The 21,165-nt window shown below is 48.6% G+C and carries 19 protein-coding genes; 17 read left to right on the top strand and 2 right to left on the bottom strand.

Annotated features, from left to right (window positions below):
- Positions 1-108 precede the first annotated feature (108 nt).
- The 16 genes from BDI_RS06715 (at position 109) to BDI_RS06640 (ending at position 16,495) form a co-directional block, all read left to right on the top strand.
- Positions 109-1,227, top strand: a complete 1,119-nt coding sequence (locus BDI_RS06715; protein ID WP_005856429.1) for an acyltransferase family protein — start codon at positions 109-111, stop codon at positions 1,225-1,227.
- A gap of 7 nt (positions 1,228-1,234) precedes the next feature.
- Positions 1,235-2,371, top strand: coding sequence for an acyltransferase family protein (locus BDI_RS06710; RefSeq protein ID WP_005856430.1), 1,137 nt, complete (start codon positions 1,235-1,237; stop codon positions 2,369-2,371).
- Between the two features lie 27 nt (positions 2,372-2,398).
- Positions 2,399-3,610: an L-serine ammonia-lyase gene (locus BDI_RS06705; protein WP_008771936.1), complete on the top strand. Its 1,212-nt coding sequence runs from the start codon at positions 2,399-2,401 to the stop codon at positions 3,608-3,610.
- Positions 3,611-3,649: 39 nt separating this feature from the next.
- Entirely contained in the window at positions 3,650-4,654 is a 1,005-nt protein-coding gene (locus tag BDI_RS06700; protein ID WP_011966405.1) for a glycoside hydrolase family 43 protein, read from the top strand.
- Positions 4,655-4,864: 210 nt separating this feature from the next.
- A complete protein-coding gene (locus BDI_RS06695; protein ID WP_005856435.1) occupies positions 4,865-5,494 on the top strand; it encodes a TetR/AcrR family transcriptional regulator in 630 nt (209 codons plus the stop codon).
- A gap of 37 nt (positions 5,495-5,531) precedes the next feature.
- Positions 5,532-6,818: a TolC family protein gene (locus BDI_RS06690; RefSeq protein ID WP_011966404.1), complete on the top strand. Its 1,287-nt coding sequence runs from the start codon at positions 5,532-5,534 to the stop codon at positions 6,816-6,818.
- Positions 6,819-6,845: 27 nt separating this feature from the next.
- A complete protein-coding gene (locus tag BDI_RS06685; RefSeq protein ID WP_011966403.1) occupies positions 6,846-7,736 on the top strand; it encodes an HlyD family secretion protein in 891 nt (296 codons plus the stop codon).
- On the top strand, positions 7,714-8,634 hold the full coding sequence (locus BDI_RS06680; RefSeq protein WP_008778292.1) for an ABC transporter ATP-binding protein: 921 nt from the start codon (positions 7,714-7,716) through the stop codon (positions 8,632-8,634). Before BDI_RS06685 ends, BDI_RS06680 begins: the two co-directional genes overlap by 23 nt.
- 268 nt (positions 8,635-8,902) lie before the next feature.
- Positions 8,903-9,637, top strand: a complete 735-nt coding sequence (locus tag BDI_RS06675) for an ABC transporter ATP-binding protein (RefSeq protein WP_005856443.1) — start codon at positions 8,903-8,905, stop codon at positions 9,635-9,637.
- 3 nt (positions 9,638-9,640) lie between these two features.
- Positions 9,641-10,726: an ABC transporter permease gene (locus BDI_RS06670; protein ID WP_011966402.1), complete on the top strand. Its 1,086-nt coding sequence runs from the start codon at positions 9,641-9,643 to the stop codon at positions 10,724-10,726.
- 3 nt (positions 10,727-10,729) lie between these two features.
- A complete protein-coding gene (locus BDI_RS06665) occupies positions 10,730-11,821 on the top strand; it encodes an ABC transporter permease (protein ID WP_008771944.1) in 1,092 nt (363 codons plus the stop codon).
- A 63-nt stretch (positions 11,822-11,884) separates the two neighbouring features.
- Positions 11,885-13,204: a gluconate:H+ symporter gene (locus tag BDI_RS06660; RefSeq protein ID WP_008780488.1), complete on the top strand. Its 1,320-nt coding sequence runs from the start codon at positions 11,885-11,887 to the stop codon at positions 13,202-13,204.
- A gap of 18 nt (positions 13,205-13,222) precedes the next feature.
- Complete coding sequence (locus BDI_RS06655; protein WP_005856451.1) at positions 13,223-13,744, top strand: DUF4833 domain-containing protein; 522 nt, start codon at positions 13,223-13,225, stop codon at positions 13,742-13,744.
- A gap of 40 nt (positions 13,745-13,784) precedes the next feature.
- Positions 13,785-14,258, top strand: a complete 474-nt coding sequence (locus tag BDI_RS06650) for a RidA family protein (protein WP_005856453.1) — start codon at positions 13,785-13,787, stop codon at positions 14,256-14,258.
- Between the two features lie 3 nt (positions 14,259-14,261).
- Positions 14,262-15,365 (top strand): D-TA family PLP-dependent enzyme, encoded by a 1,104-nt coding sequence (locus BDI_RS06645; RefSeq protein WP_008780489.1) that lies wholly within the window; start codon positions 14,262-14,264, stop codon positions 15,363-15,365.
- A gap of 47 nt (positions 15,366-15,412) precedes the next feature.
- Positions 15,413-16,495 (top strand): dipeptidase, encoded by a 1,083-nt coding sequence (locus BDI_RS06640; protein ID WP_011966400.1) that lies wholly within the window; start codon positions 15,413-15,415, stop codon positions 16,493-16,495.
- Between the two features lie 116 nt (positions 16,496-16,611).
- Here BDI_RS06640 and BDI_RS06635 read toward each other — a convergent pair whose 3' ends face one another.
- On the bottom strand, positions 16,612-18,156 hold the full coding sequence (locus BDI_RS06635) for a sensor histidine kinase (RefSeq protein ID WP_009017898.1): 1,545 nt from the start codon (positions 18,154-18,156) through the stop codon (positions 16,612-16,614).
- A 197-nt stretch (positions 18,157-18,353) separates the two neighbouring features.
- Here BDI_RS06635 and BDI_RS06630 point away from each other — a divergent pair, with 197 nt between their 5' ends.
- Complete coding sequence (locus BDI_RS06630; RefSeq protein WP_011966399.1) at positions 18,354-20,225, top strand: glycoside hydrolase family 127 protein; 1,872 nt, start codon at positions 18,354-18,356, stop codon at positions 20,223-20,225.
- Between the two features lie 15 nt (positions 20,226-20,240).
- On the opposite strand, the gene BDI_RS06625 is transcribed toward BDI_RS06630, so the two are convergent.
- A complete protein-coding gene (locus BDI_RS06625; protein WP_005856470.1) occupies positions 20,241-21,128 on the bottom strand; it encodes an AraC family transcriptional regulator in 888 nt (295 codons plus the stop codon).
- Positions 21,129-21,165 lie beyond the last annotated feature (37 nt).

The following is a 21,165-nucleotide window of genomic DNA, read 5'->3' as shown; positions in this document are numbered from 1 at the left end:
GAGGCTAAATGCGAGGGGAAAGATTAGGAGCGTCTTTTATGTCAAATCCCATTCGTATGTAAGTGAGTTTGAGTATATTTGTGTTGACTTTAAATGTAAATAGATTATATGGAAAAACAAAAACAACAACCCCAGCGGTTGCAATCATTGGATGCCCTTAGGGGTTTTGACATGCTCTTTATTATGGGCGGTGCTTCTTTATTTGTCGCTTTGGCGACATTGTTTCCGAATCCTTTTTTTCAGGCGATAGCCGGGCAGATGGAACATGTGGAATGGAACGGATTGGCGCATCACGACACGATCTTCCCATTGTTCCTCTTTATTGCGGGTATCTCGTTTCCGTTCTCACTAGAGAAGCAACGAGGAAAAGGTATGACGGAAGGGGCGATTTATAAGAAGATCGTCCGTCGGGGGATTACCTTGGTTTTCTTGGGATTGGTATATAACGGGCTATTGTCGTTCGAATTTGACCACCTGCGTTGTGCGAGCGTGCTGGCGCGTATCGGGTTGGGATGGATGTTCGCAGCCTTGTTGTTTGTCCGTTTCGGTTGGAAAGTGCGTGCGGGGATAACGGTTCTTATTTTGGTTGGCTATTGGCTGGCGATGGCTTTTGTGCCTGTGCCGGACGCCGGTGGAGCGGGGCCATTCACGCTCGAGGGAAACTTGGTAGGGTATATTGACCGCCTGTTTCTTCCCGGACGTTTGCACGAGACTGTTTTTGATCCGGAGGGTTTATTCTCCACCGTCCCTGCGATTGCCACGGCAATGTTGGGTATGTTCACTGGTGAATGGATTAAGTTACGGAAAGAGGGGCTGACCGACCGAAATAAAGTGCTTTGTTTAGTAGGAGCGGGAGCTGTATTGTTGATCGTCGGCTTGTTATGGAGCTTGGTCTTCCCTATCAATAAGAAGCTATGGACAAGCTCTTTTGTCTGTGTGGTAGGTGCTTATTCCGTTTGGATGTTTGCTTTGTTCTTCTATATCATAGATGTATTGGGGTGGCGTAAATGGACCTTGTTTTTTACCGTGATCGGCATGAACTCTATTACGATCTATTTGGCACAGCGTTTCATCCGTTTCTCCTATACTTCCGAGGCTATATTCGGAGGGTTGGCGAAATTGATGCCCGAGACCGCCCAGCCTTTGGTTAGCGCTATCGCATATATCGCTGTTTGTTGGGGATTCTTGTATTTCTTATATCGCCAACGTATTTTCTTGAAAGTATAATAGACGGATGGAGAAGAAGAAATTAAATCGGTTGGAGTCATTGGACGTACTCCGTGGCTTCGACCTTTTTTGCTTAGTGGTGTTGGAGATGGTGTTGCATCCGCTGGCCCATGCGATTGATATGCCTTGGTTTAATTCTTTTATGTGGGGATTCTCGCATGTGGAATGGGAGGGATTTTCTACGTGGGATCTCGTGATGCCCTTATTCTTATTCATGGCGGGAGTTTCCATGCCTTTCTCTTTGTCTCGTTATAAGGATATGCCCGATAAGATGGCGGTATATCGGCGGATCGGGAAACGGGTGCTACTGCTTTGGGTCTTCGGTATGATGTGCCAAGGTAATTTATTGGCTTTGGACCCAGACCGGGTTTATCTGTATTCAAATACTTTGCAGTCGATCGCTATGGGGTATTTGATTGCTTCCTTGTTATTCTTGTATGTAAGGATACGGGTACAGATCGGTATAGCGGCGGCTCTTTTATTAATCTTTTGGGGAGCGATGGAGTTTATTACGGTCGGTAACTATGGGGGAGGTTCGTACACACCGGATAGTAATTTGGCCGAATGGATCGATCGCACCGTACTGGGACGTTTCCGGGATGGGGCGACGGTGGAGAACGGGGAGGTGATATTCGCTACTTGGTATCGTTATACATGGATACTGAGCAGCTTGAATTTCGGGGTAACCGTGTTGACCGGGTTGTTCGCCGGATATATCCTAAAGAACAAATTATATTCCGAGCGGCTCAAATTACGGATGTTATTCGGTATTGGTCTGGGTATGGTTATCGCCGGATGGCTTTGGGGTATCGAGCTTCCCGTTATTAAGAAACTGTGGACCAGTTCGATGGTATTGGTGAGCAGTGGGTACTGTTTCTTGCTTATGGGGTTGTTCTATTATTGGATCGACTATAAAGGGCATCGAAAGTATACGACTTGGCTGAAAGTGTACGGCATGAATTCAATACTGGCTTATATGCTTACTAACGTGGTAAGTTTTAGGTGTATCGGCGAATCCTTGTTTTTCGGAACCCAGCAATATTTAGGAAATTATTATCCGGTGCTCATTGCCATGTGCAATGTATCGGTAATTTATGTACTTTTGTATGCGTTTTATAAACATAATATTTTCCTTAAAGTATAGAAACAAGAAAACTTAGATCGAAGAAAGATGGAATCAATCAAACAAATATACCGGATGGGTCATGGCCCTTCAAGTAGTCATACTATGGGGCCGATGCGTGCGGCACAAATGTTCTTGGAACGTAACCGGGGCGCTGTTCGTTTTAACGTAACCTTATATGGTAGTCTGGCGGCTACGGGAAAAGGCCATATGACGGACGCGGCTATTCTTGAGGTATTACAGCCGGTCGCGAAGACAAATATTACTTGGGAACCCAAGACTTTCTTGCCGTTCCACCCGAACGGGATGTTGTTCGAGTCGTATAATGAGAGTGGCGAGGAGCTGGATACGTGGACCGTATATAGTATCGGCGGGGGAACCTTGGCGAACGAGTCTTTCAATGAGTTGAGGACGGAGCAAGTATACGATATGCATACGATCAAGGAGATACAGGCTTGGTGTGAGAAGACTGGCCATTCCTATTGGGAATATGTCGAGCAGCACGAAGGCCCTTCTATCTGGGATTATCTGGCTGAGGTATGGGAAGTGATGCAGGATGCGGTTCGTCGTGGTCTGGAAGCGGAAGGCATCTTGCCGGGAGGTTTGGGCATTCGTCGTAAGGCTTCCGATTATATGATCCGTGCGAAAGGTTATGGCAGCAGTATCAAGAGCCGGGGAATGGTGTATGCCTATGCCTTGGCGGTGTCTGAGGAGAATGCGTGCGGTGGGAAGATCGTGACCGCTCCGACTTGTGGTTCTTGCGGTGTAATGCCTGCGGTCCTTTATCACTTGAAGGAGACGCGTGAGTTCCGTGATTCCCGTATATTGCGTGCGTTGGCTACGGCAGGCTTGTTTGGAAATGTGGTGCGTACGAATGCCTCCGTATCGGGGGCAGAGGTAGGTTGCCAAGGTGAGGTTGGCGTGGCTTGCGCTATGGCTGCCGCTGCCGCCAGTCAGTTGTTTGGTGGTACGCCCGCGCAGATCGAGTATGCCGCCGAGATGGGATTGGAGCATCACTTGGGATTGACTTGCGATCCTGTTTGTGGCTTGGTACAAATCCCTTGTATCGAGCGAAACGCTTTTGCCGCCGCCCGTGCACTTGACGCGAATACGTTCTCGAACTTCTCCGACGGAAAACACCGGGTAAGTTTTGATCAGGTGGTTGAGGTGATGCGCCAGACAGGTAATGATTTGCCCAGTCTTTATAAGGAGACCTCGGAAGGTGGTTTGGCGAAGAACATGGAGAACTCGAATAATTAAAAGATACTATTTGATTTACTAATAAATAATCTACTATTGATGATAAACGGAAAGAAAAGCCTGTTTTACACAGTATTGATGGCCGGTGCCTTGATGTCCTGCGGGGGTCCTAAACAGGCTCCAAGCGAAGAGGTAGCGAAGAGTGGTAATCCTGTATTCGAGGGTTGGTACGCCGATCCGGAGGGAATTATTTACGGGGATACCTATTGGATTTACCCGACTACGAGTGATTTATATGAGAAGCAAACCTTCTTCGATTGCTTCTCTTCCAAGGATTTGGTGAGTTGGACTAAGCATACCGCCATTCTTGATACGGCAGAGGTGAAATGGGCGAAGATCGCTATGTGGGCTCCTTCAGTAATCAACAAGGACGGTAAGTATTATCTTTTCTTTGGGGCGAATGACGTGCACGAGGGAGAGATCGGAGGTATCGGTGTTGCCGTGAGCGATCGTCCGGAAGGGCCTTATAAGGATTTGCTGGGTAAGCCGCTGATCAACGAGATCGTGAATGGGGCGCAGCCGATCGACCAGTTTGTTTTCCACGACGCTGACAATGATGAGTATTATATGTATTACGGTGGTTGGAAGCACTGCAACATGGTACGCTTGAATAAAGACTTTACCGGACTTATACCGTTTGAGGACGGAACGATTTATAAAGAGGTAACTCCCAAGGATTACGTGGAAGGCCCGTTTATGTTTAAGAAGAATGGTAAATATTACTTCATGTGGAGTGAGGGTGGCTGGACCGGACCGGATTACAAGGTCGCTTACGCCATCTCCGATTCTCCTTTTGGCCCGTTCAATCGTATCGGGGAGGTCTTGCGGCAAAATTTCGATATGGCAAACGGAGCGGGTCACCACTCGATCATGCATGTGCCGAATTCGGAAGATTACTACATCGTGTACCATCGCCGGCCGGCCGGGGTCAAGACACGTGACCACCGGGAGACTTGTATCGAGAAGATGACGTTCAACGAGGAGGGATTGATCAATCCCGTGGAGATTACGACCGAAGGAGTTGAGGCTCGCACGATCCAATAATTACTTCCGATAGAAATGAAAGGCGGGTTCGAAGGGAATCCGCTTTCCTCTCGAAAGGAATCGTATTTCCTCTCGAATGAAAAAAAGAAGGATTACATAGCAAGAAAACTTAGGTTTTACTTGCTATGTAATTTTTTTATACTATTTTTGACGCATGTGTCAAACAATAATGACAAACAATGGTGACAAAACAAAAAATAACATTTTATTATGGAAGCGAAAGATATGAATGAGATGGAGCCTCGCATCATAGAAGCGGCGAAGCGAGTGTTTGTCCGAAAGGGGTACGAGGCGGCTACTATGAGTGACGTGGCGGCAGAAGTGGGTATTGGCAGGACGGCCTTACATTATTATTATAGGACGAAAGAGATTCTGTTCGACGCTATTTTCGGGCAATTGCTTTCTTCATTGTTGCCGAACATCGATCGGGTTTTGGATGAGAAGAGTACGATGCTGGAGAAAATGCCGGTGATCGTTGATCTGTATATGGGAATTGTTCGTGCAAACCCGATGTTCCCGAATTTTGTGGTGGGCGAGTTAAACAGAGATCCAGAACGTTTATTCCAGACCGTGCTGAAAGATCCGAAAAAAATACAGCCCATCTTGCGTCTTCGTCGTCAGATAGAGGAGGAGATGGACAAGGGGCTTCTACGGAAGATGCCGGTCATAGATTTGGTTTCGACCTTGGTGAGCCTAGTGGTCTTCCCGTTGTTGATCCGCAAGCCACTAGCGGCGGCTTTTTTGGATAACGATATGGGGCGGTTTGAGGAATATATGGATAGGCGCAGGGATTTGATCGTCGAGGTAATAACCCAGCTGATGGTCCCGGATGCCAGATGATGGATTTGTTCAATTTAATAAACATATCATAGAGTATATGAGAGGTGTATATGTATTATTGTTAATTAGCCTGTTGGGTTATGCCGGAAGGGTTAGCGGACAGGAATCGGTCACGATCACCCAATGTTACGAATGGGCGAGGGCGAATTATCCACAGATTCATCAAATGGGTTTGATCGATCAGACGGAGCGTTATAGCTTGAGCAATGTGGGCAAGGCTTGGCTTCCCCAGCTCTCGGTAAGCGGTAAGGCAAGCTATCAGAGCGACGTGACGAAGTTGCCTTTGGATGGCGATAAGATCTCCTCGCTTCTTCCCGGCTTTGAGATCCCGAGCTTGAGCAAGGACCAGTATCAAGTCGTGGCGCAGGTGGACCAGACGATTTGGGACGGCGGTAGCACCCGTTCGGCCCGTGCCTTGACTCGTGCCGAGGCGATCGCCAACCGGGAACAATTGGAAAGTGAGTTGTATGCGCTGAACGACCGGGTGAATCAAATCTACTTCGGTTGCCTGCTGCAAGACGAGTTGATACGTCAGAACGCTTTGCTTCAAAAAGAGTTGCAGGTCAATATCGAGCGTATCAAGGCGATGATGGAGAATGGCGTGGCGAATCAATCGGATCTGGAAAGTATGGAAGTGGAACTGCTGAATGCCCGCCAAAATGAGATTGAGCTAAAAGCGTCTCGTACGGTATATCGGCAGATGTTGGCGACCTTTATCAATAAACCACTGACGGATCAAGTCGTCTTGAAGACTCCGGAGTCACCCGAGCGTTCATTGTCCACGCAAATCAACCGTCCGGAATTACGGGCCTTGGATGCTAAGAGCGAATGGATCGAGACGCAAAACAAGCAGGTAACGGCGGGCTTGATGCCTCGTATCGGAGCTTTCGTACAAGGTGGTTACGGCCGGCCGGGCTTGAACATGCTGGAGGATAGTTTCGAGCCTTATTATGTGGCCGGTGTCCGTCTTTCTTGGAATCTGGGGAAGTTGTACACGCTGAAGAACGACCGGAGGAAGATCGAGGTAAGCCGTCGCCAGATTGATGTGCAACGGGAGACCTTCTTATTCAATACCCGCCTGCAACTTTTGCGGCAAAACACGGAGATAAAGAAAATGACGGACCTGATGCGTGCCGATGACGATATCATCCGTCTGAGAACAAGCATCAAGCAGGCAGCGGAGGTGAAGCTGGAGAATGGCGTGATTTCCGTCACGGACCTGATCCGGGAGATCAACGCCGAGGACATGGCCCGGCAAACCGCCGCGGCGCACCGTGTACAGCGCTTGATGACCATTTATAATTATATGTATACAACGAATTAAATAGAGTATGACAAATACAATTGATTTATGAGACATTTGATTTTTATCAGCTTATGCAGCCTTCTATGGACGGCTTGCGGTAATACAGACAATGATTTTGACGCTTCCGGTACCTTTGAGGCAACCGAGATCTTGGTATCTTCGGAAGCCAACGGAAAGATCATGGAACTGAATATCGAGGAGGGCGATCGCTTGGATGCCGGCGCCATCGTGGGTTACGTGGATAGTACCCAGCTTTTTCTGCGGAAGATGCAACTCTCTGCCAGCCTTCGCTCAGTAGATATTCGCAAGCCGGATATCCGCAAGCAGATCGCCGTTCTGGAACAACAAATCGCCACGGCCAAGACCGAGCAGCAGCGACAAGAGAACTTGGTGCGCGCCAAAGCGGGTAACCAAAAGCAACTGGACGATATCGTGAATAACATCAAATATCTCCAGAAACAACTGGATGCCCAATACTCCTCTTTAAGCAAGACGACGGGAGGTGCCGACGCCGAGGCGGAAGGCCTGCAATACCAGATCATGCAATTGGATGATCAACTGATGAAAAGCCGTATCCTCAATCCCCAGACCGGTACGGTATTGGTGAAATACGCCGAGCCGGGAGAGGTGACGGCGGCAGGCAAACCGCTTTACAAGATCGCCGATACGGACTTGCTTTATCTCCGCGCCTATGTGACGGCGGATCAGTTATCCCACCAGAAACTAGGGCAATCTCTCAAGGTCTTCGCCGACTATGGGAATGATCGCCGGGAATACCCCGGTACGATCACGTGGATCTCCGATAAATCCGAGTTTACCCCGAAAGGTATCCAGACGAAGGACGAACGGGCTAATTTGGTATATGCCATCAAGATCGCCGTCCGCAACGATGGTTATCTGAAGATCGGGCAATATGGGGAGATTAAATATGAATAATGAGATTCATATAAATCATATCACCAAGCGTTATGGCGATGTCGAGGCCCTGCGGGATCTGTCGCTGGAGATCGGCTCTGGTGAGTTGTTCGGGTTAATCGGTCCGGATGGGGCGGGAAAGACCACCCTGTTCCGTATCCTGACCACGTTGTTGCTGGCCGATAGCGGTACCGCCTCTGTCTGCGGCTTGGACGTGGTGAAAGACTTGAAGGAGATCCGTCGGCGGGTAGGATATATGCCCGGCCGCTTCTCGCTCTACCAAGACCTGACAGTAGAGGAGAACTTGAACTTCTTCGCTACGGTCTTCAATACGACGATCGAGGAGAACTACGATCTGGTACGGGATATCTATAGGCAGATAGAGCCGTTCAAGCATCGGCGGGCGGGGAAGCTGTCCGGTGGTATGAAGCAGAAGCTGGCTTTGAGTTGCGCTTTGATCCATCGTCCGGATGTCTTGTTCTTGGATGAGCCTACGACGGGGGTCGATCCTGTCTCCCGCTCTGAGTTCTGGGATATGCTGGATCGTCTGAAACGGCAAGGCATTACGATACTTGTCTCTACACCTTATATGGATGAGGCCTCCCGTTGCGACCGTATCGCTTTGGTGCGTTCTGGGGAATGCCTGTCTATCGATACGCCGGTAGGTATCCGTACCTCATTCGATAGGCGGCTATACGCGGTGCGATGCGCATCGATGTATAAGTTGTTGGGAGACTTGCGGGAGTTCCCGGATACAAACTCGTGTTTCGCTTTTGGAGATGCTCATCATCTTACGTTGAGGAGGGATGGGGAGGATGTCATGAGGCGATTACAGGAATATCTGAAAGGCAAAGGTTACGCAGATGTAAGCATCGAACGCCTTGAGCCAAGCGTTGAGGATTGTTTCATGGCCTTGTAAGAGAGGGGATGTGTCGCATTTCCCCAAGATTCGACCTCGCGTCGGGTGCGAAGTCGAATCTCGGGAAAATGCGGGGCTTGCGTCAGGCGCGAGGTCGAATCGCGGAAAAATGCGAGGCCTCGCGTTGGGTGCGAGGTCGAATCTCGGGGAAATGCGGGGCTCGCGTCGGGTGCGAGGTCGAATCTCGGGGAAATGCGGGGCCTCGCGTTGGGCGCGAGGTCGAATCTTGGAGAAATACGGCATTGTAATTATGAAATAAGGATAAATAATGAAAGCGATAGAAGTAAAACAACTGACCAAACGTTTCGGCACCTTCACCGCCGTCGATCATATCAGTTTCGAGGTGGAGCCGGGCGAGATATTCGGCTTCCTCGGGGCAAACGGGGCAGGGAAGACCACCGCCATGCGTATGCTCTGCGGCCTGTCGGTCCCGACATCCGGCGAGGCCCGGGTAGCCGGTTTCGATGTCTACCGGGAGAGCGAGTCCATCAAACGGAATATCGGATACATGAGCCAGAAATTCTCCCTATACGGCGATCTAAAGGTATGGGAGAATATCCGTCTCTTCGGCGGTATCTACGGCTTGTCTAAACGGCAGCTGTCCCAGAAAACGGATGAGTTGCTGGATATCCTCGGGCTGGAAAAGGAGCGGAATACCTTGGTCGATTCCCTGCCCTTGGGGTGGAAACAGAAGCTATCCTTCTCCGTGGCGATCATCCATGATCCCAAGATCGTTTTCTTGGATGAGCCTACCGGAGGCGTCGATCCCGTCACCCGCCGCCAGTTCTGGGAGTTGATCTATGAAGCGGCTGCCCGGGGGATCACGATCTTCGTCACCACCCATTATATGGATGAGGCGGAGTATTGTAACCGTGTCTCCATCATGGTAGACGGAAAGATCGAAGCGTTAGACAGTCCCTCCGCCTTGAAGCGGGATTTTAAGACAACGAATATGAACCAAGTCTTCCACGCCTTGGCTCGAAAAGCAACGAGAGGAGAATAAACGATGAAACAATTCATATCCTTTGTTAGAAAGGAGTTCTATCACATTTTCAGGGACGCACGCACGACAATGATCCTCTTGCTCATGCCCGTCATCCTGATCATCTTGTTCGGATATGCCATCACGACCGAGATCAAGCGTGTGCCGATCGCTATTTTCGACCAAAGCCGGGATGAGCTGACACTGAAGATGGCAGACCGCTTGAATGCCAGCGAGTACTTCGAGCTGTATACGACCGTCGATAGCTATGAGGACGCCGGGGCCTTGTTTCGGCAAGGAAAGGTACACGTCATAGTTGTCTTTCCCCCTCAATACGCTTCCACGGCCGATGCCCAAGTACAAGTCTTGGCGGACGCTACCGATCCGAACGAGGCGACTCAGCTAATCGCTTATTGTTCGGCGATCATCGCGGAGCAGTTGAAAGGCGAGTCGGCGGTTGAGAGTAAAGCCGTGACCCCGGTTACCACTTTGCTCTACAACCCTCAAATGAAAGGCGCCTACAACTTCGTGCCCGGCGTAATGGGTTTGATCTTGATCCTTATATGCGCCATGATGACCTCGATCGGCATCGTGAAAGAGAAGGAGATGGGAACGATGGAAGTCCTGCTGGTCTCCCCGTTGAAACCCATCTACATCATTCTGGCCAAGGCGATCCCATACCTATTGCTGAGTATGGTGAATATCGCTACGATCTTGCTGCTATCCTATTTCCTGCTGGACGTTCCGATAAAAGGCAGCCTGCTGTTGCTGGTTTCCGTGTCCATCCTGTATGCGATCGTATCCCTCTGTCTGGGCCTGCTGATCTCCACGGTAGCCGATACCCAGCAGGCGGCTATGTTGATCAGCGGTATCGCCTTGATGCTTCCGATCATGTTGTTGAGCGGCATGATGTTCCCGATAGAGAATATGCCGGATATCCTGCGATGGTTCTCCCATATCGTTCCGGCCAAATGGTATATCATCGCCGTGAAGGACGTGATGATCAAGGGGCTTCCCGCCGTGTCGATCTTGAAGGAGATCGGGATACTGTCGTTCATGGCGGTCGTGCTGGTATTCTTGAGTGTGAAACGTTTTAAAATACGATTATAAGCTATGTTACGATATTTGTTAGAGAAAGAGTTCAAGCAGATCCGTCGGGACCGGTTCATGCCGAAGATTATCTTCATCATCCCGATCATGCAGTTGATCATCTTGCCTTTCGCCGCTAATTTCGAGATGCGAAATATTAACCTTAGCATCGTGGACAATGATCATTCCGTCACCTCCATGCAATTGGTAGATAAGGTACTATCCTCCGGATATTTCCGCCTGACAGACCGGTCGGATCGTTACGACGAGGCGCTGACCTCGGTGGAGAGCAATGAGTCCGATATCATTCTGGAAATCCCCTCTGATTTCGAGCGGGACTTGGGGAAGGAGGGCAGGGCGGACGTGATGATCGCCGCTAACGCCGTGAACGGAACCAAGGGCGGCTTGGGTAGCTCCTACCTCTCCTCGATTATACAGGATTTCAATAGGGAGAAAGGTTTCGCCTCTATGGGATCGGGCAGGGGAGTGGCTTCGATTAACCTGTTCAATCCCCACTTGAGCTACAAGATCTATATGGTTCCCGGCATCATGGTATTCTTGCTGACGATTATCGGGGGATCGATCTCCGCCTTGAATATCGTGAGCGAGAAGGAGAAAGGGACGATCGAGCAGATAAACGTCTCGCCCGTACCCAAGTCCCTGTTCCTGCTGTCGAAGCTGATCCCTTTCTGGGTGATAGGCTTTGTCCTGCTGACGGTGGCGATCCTCATCGCTTGGCTGATCTACGGCTTGGTGCCGGAGGGGAGTTTCGGGGTGATCTATTTGTTCGCCGCCGTATATTTGATCGCTTTTACGGGATTTGGCTTGGCGATCTCCTCCTTCTCGTCCACGCAGCAACAAGCGATGCTTACGGCGTTTTTCTTCTTGATCATTTTCGCCTTGCTAAGCGGATTGTTCACGCCGATCAGCAGTATGCCGGAATGGGCGCAGAAGATCACGCTGGCGAACCCGGTGCGTTATTTCGTGGAGGTGATGCGTATGGTCTATTTAAAGGGGAGCGGCTTTGCCGATTTACGGGGACATTTTGTGATTGTCTGTCTATTTGCTGTTTTTTTTAATCTGTTAGCGGTAATTAGTTATCGTAAAAAGGGGTAGTTCGGAAATAAATGTTTTCTTTGTATCCCGTTTACGGATTATAAACTAATACAGCGAAAAAACATGTCATTTATCATTGTCGTACTTTGTTTGGCCTTATTGATTGTCTTGATATCCTACTTTAAGGTGGATGCTTTCATCGCGTTTCTGATCTCCTCTATCTTGGCGGGCATCGCTTTGGGCATTCCGTTGGAGAAGCTGCCGGACTCGGTGAATAACGGTATCGGGAGTATCTTGGGTGGGTTGACGTTGATTATCGTATTAGGCGCTATGCTAGGCAAGTTGGTGGCCGAGAGCGGAGCGGCACAGAAGATCGCTTCCGTGATGGTGTCGCTTTTTGGTACTAAGCATATACAATGGGGGCTGATGGTGACAGGCTTTGTCGTGGGTATTCCGTTATTTTATGGGATCGGATTTGTGTTGTTGGTGCCATTGATCTTCTCGATCGTGTATAAATACAAGCTTCCGGCGGTCTATATCGGGTTGCCGATGTTGGCGGCGTTGTCCGTGACGCATGGATTCCTGCCCCCGCATCCGTCTCCGGTAGCCTTGGTGGTACAGTTCAACGCAAATATCGGCCTTACGCTGATCTATGGCTTGTTCTTGGCGATTCCAGCTATCATTATCGCCGGGCCGGTGTTCGGCAGTCGGTTGAAACATATAAAATCCGGTCCGGTCACGTTGTTCGAGCAGAAAGAGGATAGCGGGAGATATAGCATGCCGGGCAAGGCGAATAGTTTTATCAGCGCTACGTTGCCTGTCTTTTTACTGATTATCGTGACGGTTATTCCTTATTGCTTTAAGGATATGGGCGAGATGGCGAGCGGGATAGTCTCTTTTATTGGTGCTCCTTCCATTGTAATGCTGATCGCCTTGTTGTTCGCTACATATACGCTGGGCATCCGGCAGGGACGTAGTATCAAGTCGGTTATGGCAGTCTATGGGGAGGCCGTGAAAGATATCTCTATGATCCTTTTGATCATCGCGGGTTCCGGTATCTTCAAGCAGATCATGGAGGATAGCGGGGTAAGCAATGAGCTGGCGACAAGCCTAGAGCAATTGCCCGTTCATCCGTTGATCTTGGGTTGGTTGATCTCTGCCGTGATCCGTTTGTGCGTGGGATCGGCTACGGTGGCGGCGTTGACGGCGGCGGGCGTGGTGATGCCTTTAGTTACGCAAACGGGTGCGAACCCGAACTTGATGGTTTTATCTTTAGGAGCGGGTAGCTTGATGTTCTCGCATGTCAACGATTCCGGTTTCTGGATGTTCAAGGAATATTTTAACCTAAGCATAAAGGATACGATCTGCTCATGGTCTATCATGGAGACGATCGTGTCGGTCGTAGGATTGATCGGGGTAATGATCTTAAATATGATTGTATAATAAAAGAATGATTGAGCAATGAGAAAGAGATGGCTGCTTAGTATCGTTATTATGCTTTTCCCTTTCGTCGCCTCGTTTGCGGCGGACCCGGAGGAAGGTACTTATCCAACGGTCGGGAGGCTTTTTCATATAGCACGAAGCGTGAATAAGAACTTGGTTTGTTACGATGTGAATCTGAGGGATGGTAAGCTGGATACACATGATCCCTTGAACGTTTATTGGGTCAATCGGGAAAAGCATCCGGGGGAAACCAATGGCTTGAGCTATATCCAACGGAAAATGGCTTATGGGTATAAACTGATCTCGGCGAGTGATAATGCTTGTGTATGCTCATTGACCGCTTATCCCTCCCGCCAGTTGACGATTACCAAACGTGATTCCCGCTATGTATGCTACATAACGATCAACAACCAACAGGCGATTCTCCAATCCCTCTACGTTAAAGCCAGCTCCAAGAATCCTTTAAGCGTCGAGTATGTAGAGCTACAAGGAATCTCTGTCGCCACGAATCAACCGGTAACGGAAAGAGTCAGGAAATAGATCAATATATTTTTTTACTAACATATAAATGAAAGAAATTATGAGCATGATTAACGCAGATGAGAATTTTGAGAAATTAGGGTTGACCTTACCTCCCGCACCGGCTCCGGCCGGAGTTTACAAGCCTTGTGTGATAGATGGCAAATACCTGTATCTTTCCGGTCACGGGCCTGTGCGGAATGATAAGTCCTTGATCATCGGACGTATCGGCAAGGACTTGACGATGGATGAAGGCAAACTCGCCGCCCAGCAAGTAGGACTTACCATGTTGGCGACCATCCAGGCGAACCTTGGTAGCTTCAACAAGATAAAGAGAGTGATCAAGGTATTGGGTATGGTAAATTGTACGCCCGATTTCGGAAAGCATCCTTATGTGATCAATGGCTGTAGCGAGTTGTTCGCCGCCGTATGGGGGCCGGATAACGGTGTAGGTACCCGTAGCGCCGTAGGATTCGGTTCTCTTCCCGATAATATTCCTGTAGAGATAGAGGCTTTGTTCGAATTATACGAATAAGCCATGGACGATTGGTACGTCATAAGTAATGTAGACCGGATAGACTCGCCAGCCTTGGCGTTCTATCCGGATCGTATTTCCGGCAATATCGAGTTGGCCAAGAGGATCATAGGCGATACGAACCGGCTTCGTCCGCACGTGAAGACGAATAAGGCGGCTGAGGTATCCCGCATGCTGCTGGATGCCGGAATCCGGAAGTTCAAGTGCGCTACGATTGCCGAGGCCGAGATGCTGGGGCATATGAATGCCCCAGATGTATTATTAGCCTATCAGCCGGTAGGTCCGAAGATTTCCCGCTTATTAGATTTGATAAAGGCATATCCCGCCACCCATTACTCCTGCTTGGTAGATCAAGCGGAGAATGCCCGTGCGATCTCGGCTCTTTGCGAGGCCGGGAATATCACCTTGGATGTCTTTATCGATCTGAACGTGGGAATGAATCGTACCGGAGTCCTCCCGGAGAGAGCGGAGGCGCTGGTGGATGCCATTCTGCCGCTGAAGTCTCTGCAGATTATCGGGTTGCATGGCTACGACGGACATATACATGACGCGGAGCTATCGGTACGTTGCCAAGGCGCGGATGCAGCGTACGCCTTGACCGAACGTGTGTTCCGGGAGATATCCCGCAAGTTTGCCTATCCATTGGTAAAGGTGATGGGAGGTACTCCTACATTCCCGATGTACGCGAAGCGGAAGGATTGCGAATGCAGTCCCGGCACGTTTGTGTTCTGGGATTGGGGGTATGGAAACGCTTATCCGGATATGCCGTTCAAGGTAGCTGCCTTATTGATAACTCGGGTCATTTCCGTGCTGGATGAGCATCATGTTTGCGTAGATCTTGGTTACAAGGCGGTAGCCTCGGAAAGTCCTTTGCCCCGTGTGTTTTTCTTGAACCATCCGGAGGCGAAACCTATCTCCCAGAGCGAGGAGCATCTGGTCTTGGAAGTCCCGGACAGTCGGCTCTATCCATTAGGTTCCGTATTCTATGGCATTCCCGTTCATATTTGTCCTACGGTCGCTTTATACGACAAGGCTTATGTGATCCGGGATCGTGAGGCGATCGGCGAATGGCCTATCATTGCCCGTTCACGTCGCATCACCTATTAACGGTAATCAAATTTTCAATTATCAATTATCAACTCTCAATTAATAAAATGAATAAGCCATTTATTATCGACGCTCATCTCGACCTTAGCATGAACGCTTTGGAGTGGAACCGGGATTTGCGTCAACCCCTAAAGGAAATAAACCGGAGAGAAATCGGTATGACCGATAAGCCCGACCGTGGAAACGCCACTATATCGTTTGAGGAACTGCGTAAAGGAAACGTCGGGTTGGTAGTCGCCACCCAGATCGGTCGCTATGTAGGGCCGGATAATCCACTTCCCGGTTGGCATTCCCCGGAACAAGCTTGGGCGCAGACCCAAGGCCAACTTGCTTGGTATAAGGCGATGGAAGAGGAGGGCCAGATGGTCATGATCCGGGATAAGAAGGCCTTGGATACGCATCTGGCTCTTTGGAAAGACGGTGAACCCGCCGACAAGAAGCCGATCGGTTATGTATTAAGTATCGAGGGAGCCGACTCGTTCATCACGGTGAATCATGTGGAAAGGGCGTATGCTTATGGCTTGAGGGCGGTTGGCCCGGCACATTACGGCCCCGGAAGATATGCCAACGGTACGGATTCTACCGGTCATCTGAATGCCATGGGGAAAGAGTTGTTGCGTACCATGGATCGCTTGGGTATGATTCTTGACGTGACCCATTTATGTGATGAGGCTTTCTGGGATGCATTGGATTTGTATAAGGGACCGATTTGGGCGAGCCATAACAACTGTCGGGCCTTCGTAGATCACAACCGCCAGTTTAGCGACGAGATGATCAAGGCGTTGATAGAGCGTGGCGCCGTGATCGGTATCGCCCTAGACGCTTGGATGATGGTACCGAACTGGGTGCGAGGCGAGTCTACTCCAAGAGGCATGAACTGTGGTATGGAGATTATGGCGAACAATATCGATCATGTCTGCCAATTGGCCGGAAACGCGAACCATGTGGCTATCGGCAGTGATCTGGATGGTGCTTTCGGTACGGAGCAATGCCCGTATGACCTAGTAACGATCGCCGATCTCCAAAAGATATTCCCGATCCTTCAATACCGTGGCTTTACGGACGATGCTATCAACCGTATCGCCTCTGGTAACTGGATTGAGTTCTTACGGAAGCATTTGCCGGAATAAGCTACCGCAACCCGGGTTGCAGTGATACCGCGATGTGGATGCAGTGTTACTGCAACCCGGATTGTAGCGTCACTGCATCCGCATCGCGGTAAAAAGACAAACAAAGTGAGTCTATTTTATATCTGCAATACCAAGACGAACCGGCATCCCTTCTTATATTCCTTATCGATAGATAGGGTTCCGTTTAATTTACTAGCCATCAGTGCGCAGATGGGTAATCCCAAACCATCGCCTTGTGCTAGATCCTTCGCCTCATTGAATGGCTTGAATAAGTTCTCTTTTAGATCATCTGGTATGCCTGTACCATTATCGGTAATGATAAATTGGCAAACATGAGCGCCTTTCCGTTTAAATTCCAGACGAATGTTACCGCTGGAAGTATATAATGCGGCATTCTTTAACAAATGCAATAAGACTTGTTCCAGATGCTCGGCGTTCGTCTTAATCTCCAATTGGGGCACGTCTGTTACGAGGTTGACCTCCGGCTGAATATCCCCTTTAACCTTCTCCACGATTTTCTTACTGAAGTTTCCTACATTAAAAGAACTAACCTCATACGGTTCCATCAACGTATTCTCCAAGGAGGAAAGCTCTTGGATATGAACCGTAAACTGTTTCAAAGCCTCTACCCGTGTCCATACATCCTCGGCCTGCTTCGGAGCTACCGCCTGTAATTCCTTGGCGGATGCGCTAAGCTTGTTCAAGGTAGGCTCCATCTGAACCGATATGTTTTGGATGAATTGGGCTTGTTGTTCGCTATGCTCGTTTGTCGTCTGGATGATTTTCTTTAATTTCTTGTTCAGCACGATGAAGCGCAGCAAAAGGAATCCTAAGAAAAGTAAGGCGGCTATAAGGATTACCACGAATGTAATAAGTCCAACAATCATATATTGCTTAACAGACAATTTATCGTCTTTCTCCTGTATTGTCTGTAGGCTCTGATCGTATTTTTGTTGTAATGCCCCTAGCTTATCCTCTGCCGTAAGAGCCTTTACGGAATCCGTCCATACGATGTATTTGTCGTAGGTACGTTCCATCAGTGGGGCGTTGTTTGCCTTACGAGCGATAGAGATCAGGTTCCGGTAGCAATCGTTCACCTTGTCGTATTCTTTTTTCTCCTTATACTGGTTGATCAGTTTCTGGAAAGCAGCGTCCCCCTGCTCGTTTTGCCCGAACGTATAATAATAACCCGCTTGGGTATATAATAAATTGTTCGATAACTTCTCATCACCCGCTTGGCTGGCCAGATTATCTAATGTATTGAGTTGAACTTGCGCTTGGGCGGCGTTCTTTAGCTTAATATACATTTCCAACCGCTCTTTCGTTACTTGGAAGCGTTGCTCATAGAGCGATTTTTGCAACTTCAGTTCCTCGGTTAAGATGAATTGGTTCATCTGGCGGCAAAGATCGAATGCCTCTTGGTAATAATTCTCGCAATAATATAGATAAGCCGCCTGCGTACCGGCATCGATTGCCTGTTTGTAATCACCTTGTTGGGATAAGCTCTTGTAAGCTTGTAAAAAAAGATAACGAGCTTTGGTGTAGTCTTTTTTTTCCAGGCTGCTTTGTGCCTGTTTCATAAATTGATTCGTCGTATTTTGCGCCTGCATGACCGGACAGAAACAAAGCATAAAAGATAGTAAAAGATAAATGACCCTCATAACTTAAATTTTTTTTGAAGTAAAAATATGTATTTACTGGGATTCATACAAAATATATCAGGGGAAAAATAATAGATATTTTATTTTAAGATACGATTTGTGTGTCAATATTCATATTTATTTTGTCAATTCTGAAAGTTCTGAACAAGTGGAATGTGCTATCTTTATCACATTTATTAACTTTAAGAATTGTGTTTATGAGTATATCCGTATTAACAAAAGGCATGTCGTGTCTATTCTTTTGTTTTTGTGTTTGTTGTATGAATGCGCAAGTAAGAAACACTGATCCTGTACGTCACTTGAGGATATCCGGTTATTTGGGGCAACGGATCGACGCTTGTATCGAGTATCGAGTGAAAGCTCAAGATGTGGATCATTTGGTGGAACCTTTCCGGCATAAGGAAGAGACCTTGCGCTGGCAATCGGAATTTTGGGGAAAATGGATACAAGGGGCGATCGCCTCATACCGTTATGATAAAGATCCTGAGTTGTACAAGATTATTAAGAATGGAGCGGAGTCGTTGATGGAAACCCAATTACCGAATGGGTATATCGGTAATTATTCCGAGGAAGCGCAGTTGAACCAGTGGGATATATGGGGGCGGAAATACACGGCTTTAGGTTTGATCGCTTATTATGACTTATCCGGGGATCGAAAAGCTTTGGATGCCGCCTGCCGGGTGATCGACCATTTGATGACGCAGGTGGGACCCGGAAAAGTGAATATCGTGACGACCGGTAATTATATAGGAATGCCAAGCTCTTCGGTACTTGAGCCGGTGATGTATCTGTATAATCGTACCCGGCAAGATAAATATCTGGATTTTGCCAAGTACATCGTAAAGCAATGGGAGACTCCGGAAGGCCCTCGATTGATTAGTAAGGCGATTGCGGATATTCCTGTCGCCGGACGTTTTCCACATCCAAAGGTTTGGTTCTCTCCGGAGAATGGACAAAAAGCATATGAGATGATGTCTTGTTATGAGGGCTTGTTGGAACTTTACAAGGTCACTAAGAATCCATTATATTTATCTGTGGTGGAGAAAACGATGAATCATATTATCAATGAGGAAATCAATGTGGCTGGTTCCGGTAGTGCGTTCGAGTGCTGGTATGGGGGCAAGGCGTTACAAACTTATCCTACTTATCATACGATGGAGACTTGTGTGACGTTCACGTGGATGCAGATTTGTGACAGGATGCTCGGACTAACCGGAAATTCCTTATATGCGGACCAGATCGAGAAGGCTATGTATAACGCTTTACTAGCCTCGCTGAAAGCGGATGCCTCTCAAATAGCGAAATACAGTCCGTTGGAGGGCTGGCGGCATGAAGGAGAGGAGCAATGCGGTATGCATATCAATTGTTGCAATGCGAATGGACCTCGTGCTTTCGCGATGATTCCGCAATTCGCTTATCAGATAAACGGCAGACGTATCGATGTCAACCTATATGCGGCTTCGAGCGTGGAGGTAGAGTTGGATAAAAAGACGAGGGTGTCGATGACACAGGAGACGAACTACCCGATAGACGGGCAAGTCCGGATTGTGGTGGAACCGGAGAAGACGAGTGATTTTACGATCGCCTTGCGTATCCCGGCGTGGAGTGAGCGAACTGTGGTGTCTGTCAATGGTGAGCCTTTAACGGATCTGTTGGCTGGAGCATACCTACCGATTCATAGGACTTGGGAGAAAGGGGATGAAATTACGGTGGAGTTGGATATGCGGGCTCGCTTGGTGGAGCTGAACGAGGCTCAAGCGATCGTAAGAGGCCCTTTGGTGCTGGCTAGAGATAGCCGCTTTAAGGATGGAGATGTGGATGAGGCTTCCGTGATCGTCAGCAAGGATGGTTATGTGGAATTAACTCCGGTACAAGCCCCCGATTTCGCTTGGATGGCTTTTACCGTTCCTATGGTTTTAGGAACGGATTTGGAAGGAAACGGCAAGGCTCGCCCGATTCATCTGTGCGATTTCGCATCAGCTGGTAATACGTGGAATCAGGCAGAACGTTATAGAGTGTGGCTACCAAAAACATGGAATGTCATGCGTACGCCTTATAAACCTTATTGAGCGGTTCACTCCAGCTCAATGCGTCCGATCCCTGAATTCCGAGGGTGTAACCCCTTCTTTCTTCTTAAAGAATGTGGAGAACTGGCCGGCATTCTCGAAATGCAGGCTATAGGCGATCTCGGAGATCGTCAAAGGGGTGCTAGTCAGAAGCTCTTTCGCACGAAGGAGCTTCTGTTGTAATTGATATTGGGCGGGGGAGACGCCGGTGTATTCCTTAAACATCCGGCGAAACCATGAATAACCTAAACCAAGACGGGCAGCGATCTCTTCCGGACTTAATGGGTCCTCGATGTTCTCCTTCATTAATATACGTGCCTCGTTGATTTTATCTACGACATAGGTGTTCGTGAAGGAGTTGTTCTTTTCCTTATAATATACGGAGCCTAATATATGAAGCACGATACTGGAGATCATCTGTTGGTAACCGGATTTCTCCTCCGAGGCGAACTTCAGTATATCCTCATAAAGTCCGACGATCGTAGCGCTCAGCCCGATCCGGTGTAGCGGCTCTTCCTTGGTAAAGAATTTCTTCTCCACACGTTTATCGATATGAATACCCCGAAAACCTACCCAATACTCATCCCATCCCGTTTCCCGGTCCGGATAATAACTATGCCATTCCCCGGGGAAAAGGAGGATCATCGTCCCTGCGTTTATCTTTTGCGATTTACAAGACTGGGAGGAAAAGTACCCGCTACCTTTCGTTATATATACCAATTGATACTCATTCAGGATGCGCCCGGTCTGAGGCTTGAAATTATACTTCTCCGGATGCCGGGAAAGTGGATAGGCGCAACCCGGCGGGATGAATTGATATCCGACCGTCGTGACGACGATTCCCCATTCCTCATCCGTAGCGCTGATCGTCAAGTAACGTAGTAAATCATTCCGCAGTTCGTTCATGTCAGATTTGAAAGGTTTAAAATCATTTTCGTAAGCA

The organism is Parabacteroides distasonis ATCC 8503 (assembly GCF_000012845.1).
GTDB classification, from domain to species: Bacteria; Bacteroidota; Bacteroidia; order Bacteroidales; family Tannerellaceae; genus Parabacteroides; species Parabacteroides distasonis.
The sequence above is the reverse complement of the archived record's forward strand: the minus strand, read 5'-3'. Positions and strand labels throughout refer to the sequence as shown.

What these genes read in the sequence shown, in the direction of transcription:
- BDI_RS06715 (WP_005856429.1), top strand. Translation starts at nt 109, where the DNA reads ATGGAAAAACAAAAACAACAACCCCAGCGGTTGCAATCATTGGATGCC.
- BDI_RS06710 (WP_005856430.1), top strand. Translation starts at nt 1,235, where the DNA reads ATGGAGAAGAAGAAATTAAATCGGTTGGAGTCATTGGACGTACTCCGT.
- BDI_RS06705 (WP_008771936.1), top strand. Translation starts at nt 2,399, where the DNA reads ATGGAATCAATCAAACAAATATACCGGATGGGTCATGGCCCTTCAAGT.
- BDI_RS06700 (WP_011966405.1), top strand. Translation starts at nt 3,650, where the DNA reads ATGATAAACGGAAAGAAAAGCCTGTTTTACACAGTATTGATGGCCGGT.
- BDI_RS06695 (WP_005856435.1), top strand. Translation starts at nt 4,865, where the DNA reads ATGGAAGCGAAAGATATGAATGAGATGGAGCCTCGCATCATAGAAGCG.
- BDI_RS06690 (WP_011966404.1), top strand. Translation starts at nt 5,532, where the DNA reads ATGAGAGGTGTATATGTATTATTGTTAATTAGCCTGTTGGGTTATGCC.
- BDI_RS06685 (WP_011966403.1), top strand. Translation starts at nt 6,846, where the DNA reads ATGAGACATTTGATTTTTATCAGCTTATGCAGCCTTCTATGGACGGCT.
- BDI_RS06680 (WP_008778292.1), top strand. Translation starts at nt 7,714, where the DNA reads ATGGGGAGATTAAATATGAATAATGAGATTCATATAAATCATATCACC.
- BDI_RS06675 (WP_005856443.1), top strand. Translation starts at nt 8,903, where the DNA reads ATGAAAGCGATAGAAGTAAAACAACTGACCAAACGTTTCGGCACCTTC.
- BDI_RS06670 (WP_011966402.1), top strand. Translation starts at nt 9,641, where the DNA reads ATGAAACAATTCATATCCTTTGTTAGAAAGGAGTTCTATCACATTTTC.
- BDI_RS06665 (WP_008771944.1), top strand. Translation starts at nt 10,730, where the DNA reads ATGTTACGATATTTGTTAGAGAAAGAGTTCAAGCAGATCCGTCGGGAC.
- BDI_RS06660 (WP_008780488.1), top strand. Translation starts at nt 11,885, where the DNA reads ATGTCATTTATCATTGTCGTACTTTGTTTGGCCTTATTGATTGTCTTG.
- BDI_RS06655 (WP_005856451.1), top strand. Translation starts at nt 13,223, where the DNA reads ATGAGAAAGAGATGGCTGCTTAGTATCGTTATTATGCTTTTCCCTTTC.
- BDI_RS06650 (WP_005856453.1), top strand. Translation starts at nt 13,785, where the DNA reads ATGAGCATGATTAACGCAGATGAGAATTTTGAGAAATTAGGGTTGACC.
- BDI_RS06645 (WP_008780489.1), top strand. Translation starts at nt 14,262, where the DNA reads ATGGACGATTGGTACGTCATAAGTAATGTAGACCGGATAGACTCGCCA.
- BDI_RS06640 (WP_011966400.1), top strand. Translation starts at nt 15,413, where the DNA reads ATGAATAAGCCATTTATTATCGACGCTCATCTCGACCTTAGCATGAAC.
- BDI_RS06635 (WP_009017898.1), bottom strand. Translation starts at nt 18,156, where the DNA reads ATGAGGGTCATTTATCTTTTACTATCTTTTATGCTTTGTTTCTGTCCG.
- BDI_RS06630 (WP_011966399.1), top strand. Translation starts at nt 18,354, where the DNA reads ATGAGTATATCCGTATTAACAAAAGGCATGTCGTGTCTATTCTTTTGT.
- BDI_RS06625 (WP_005856470.1), bottom strand. Translation starts at nt 21,128, where the DNA reads ATGAACGAACTGCGGAATGATTTACTACGTTACTTGACGATCAGCGCT.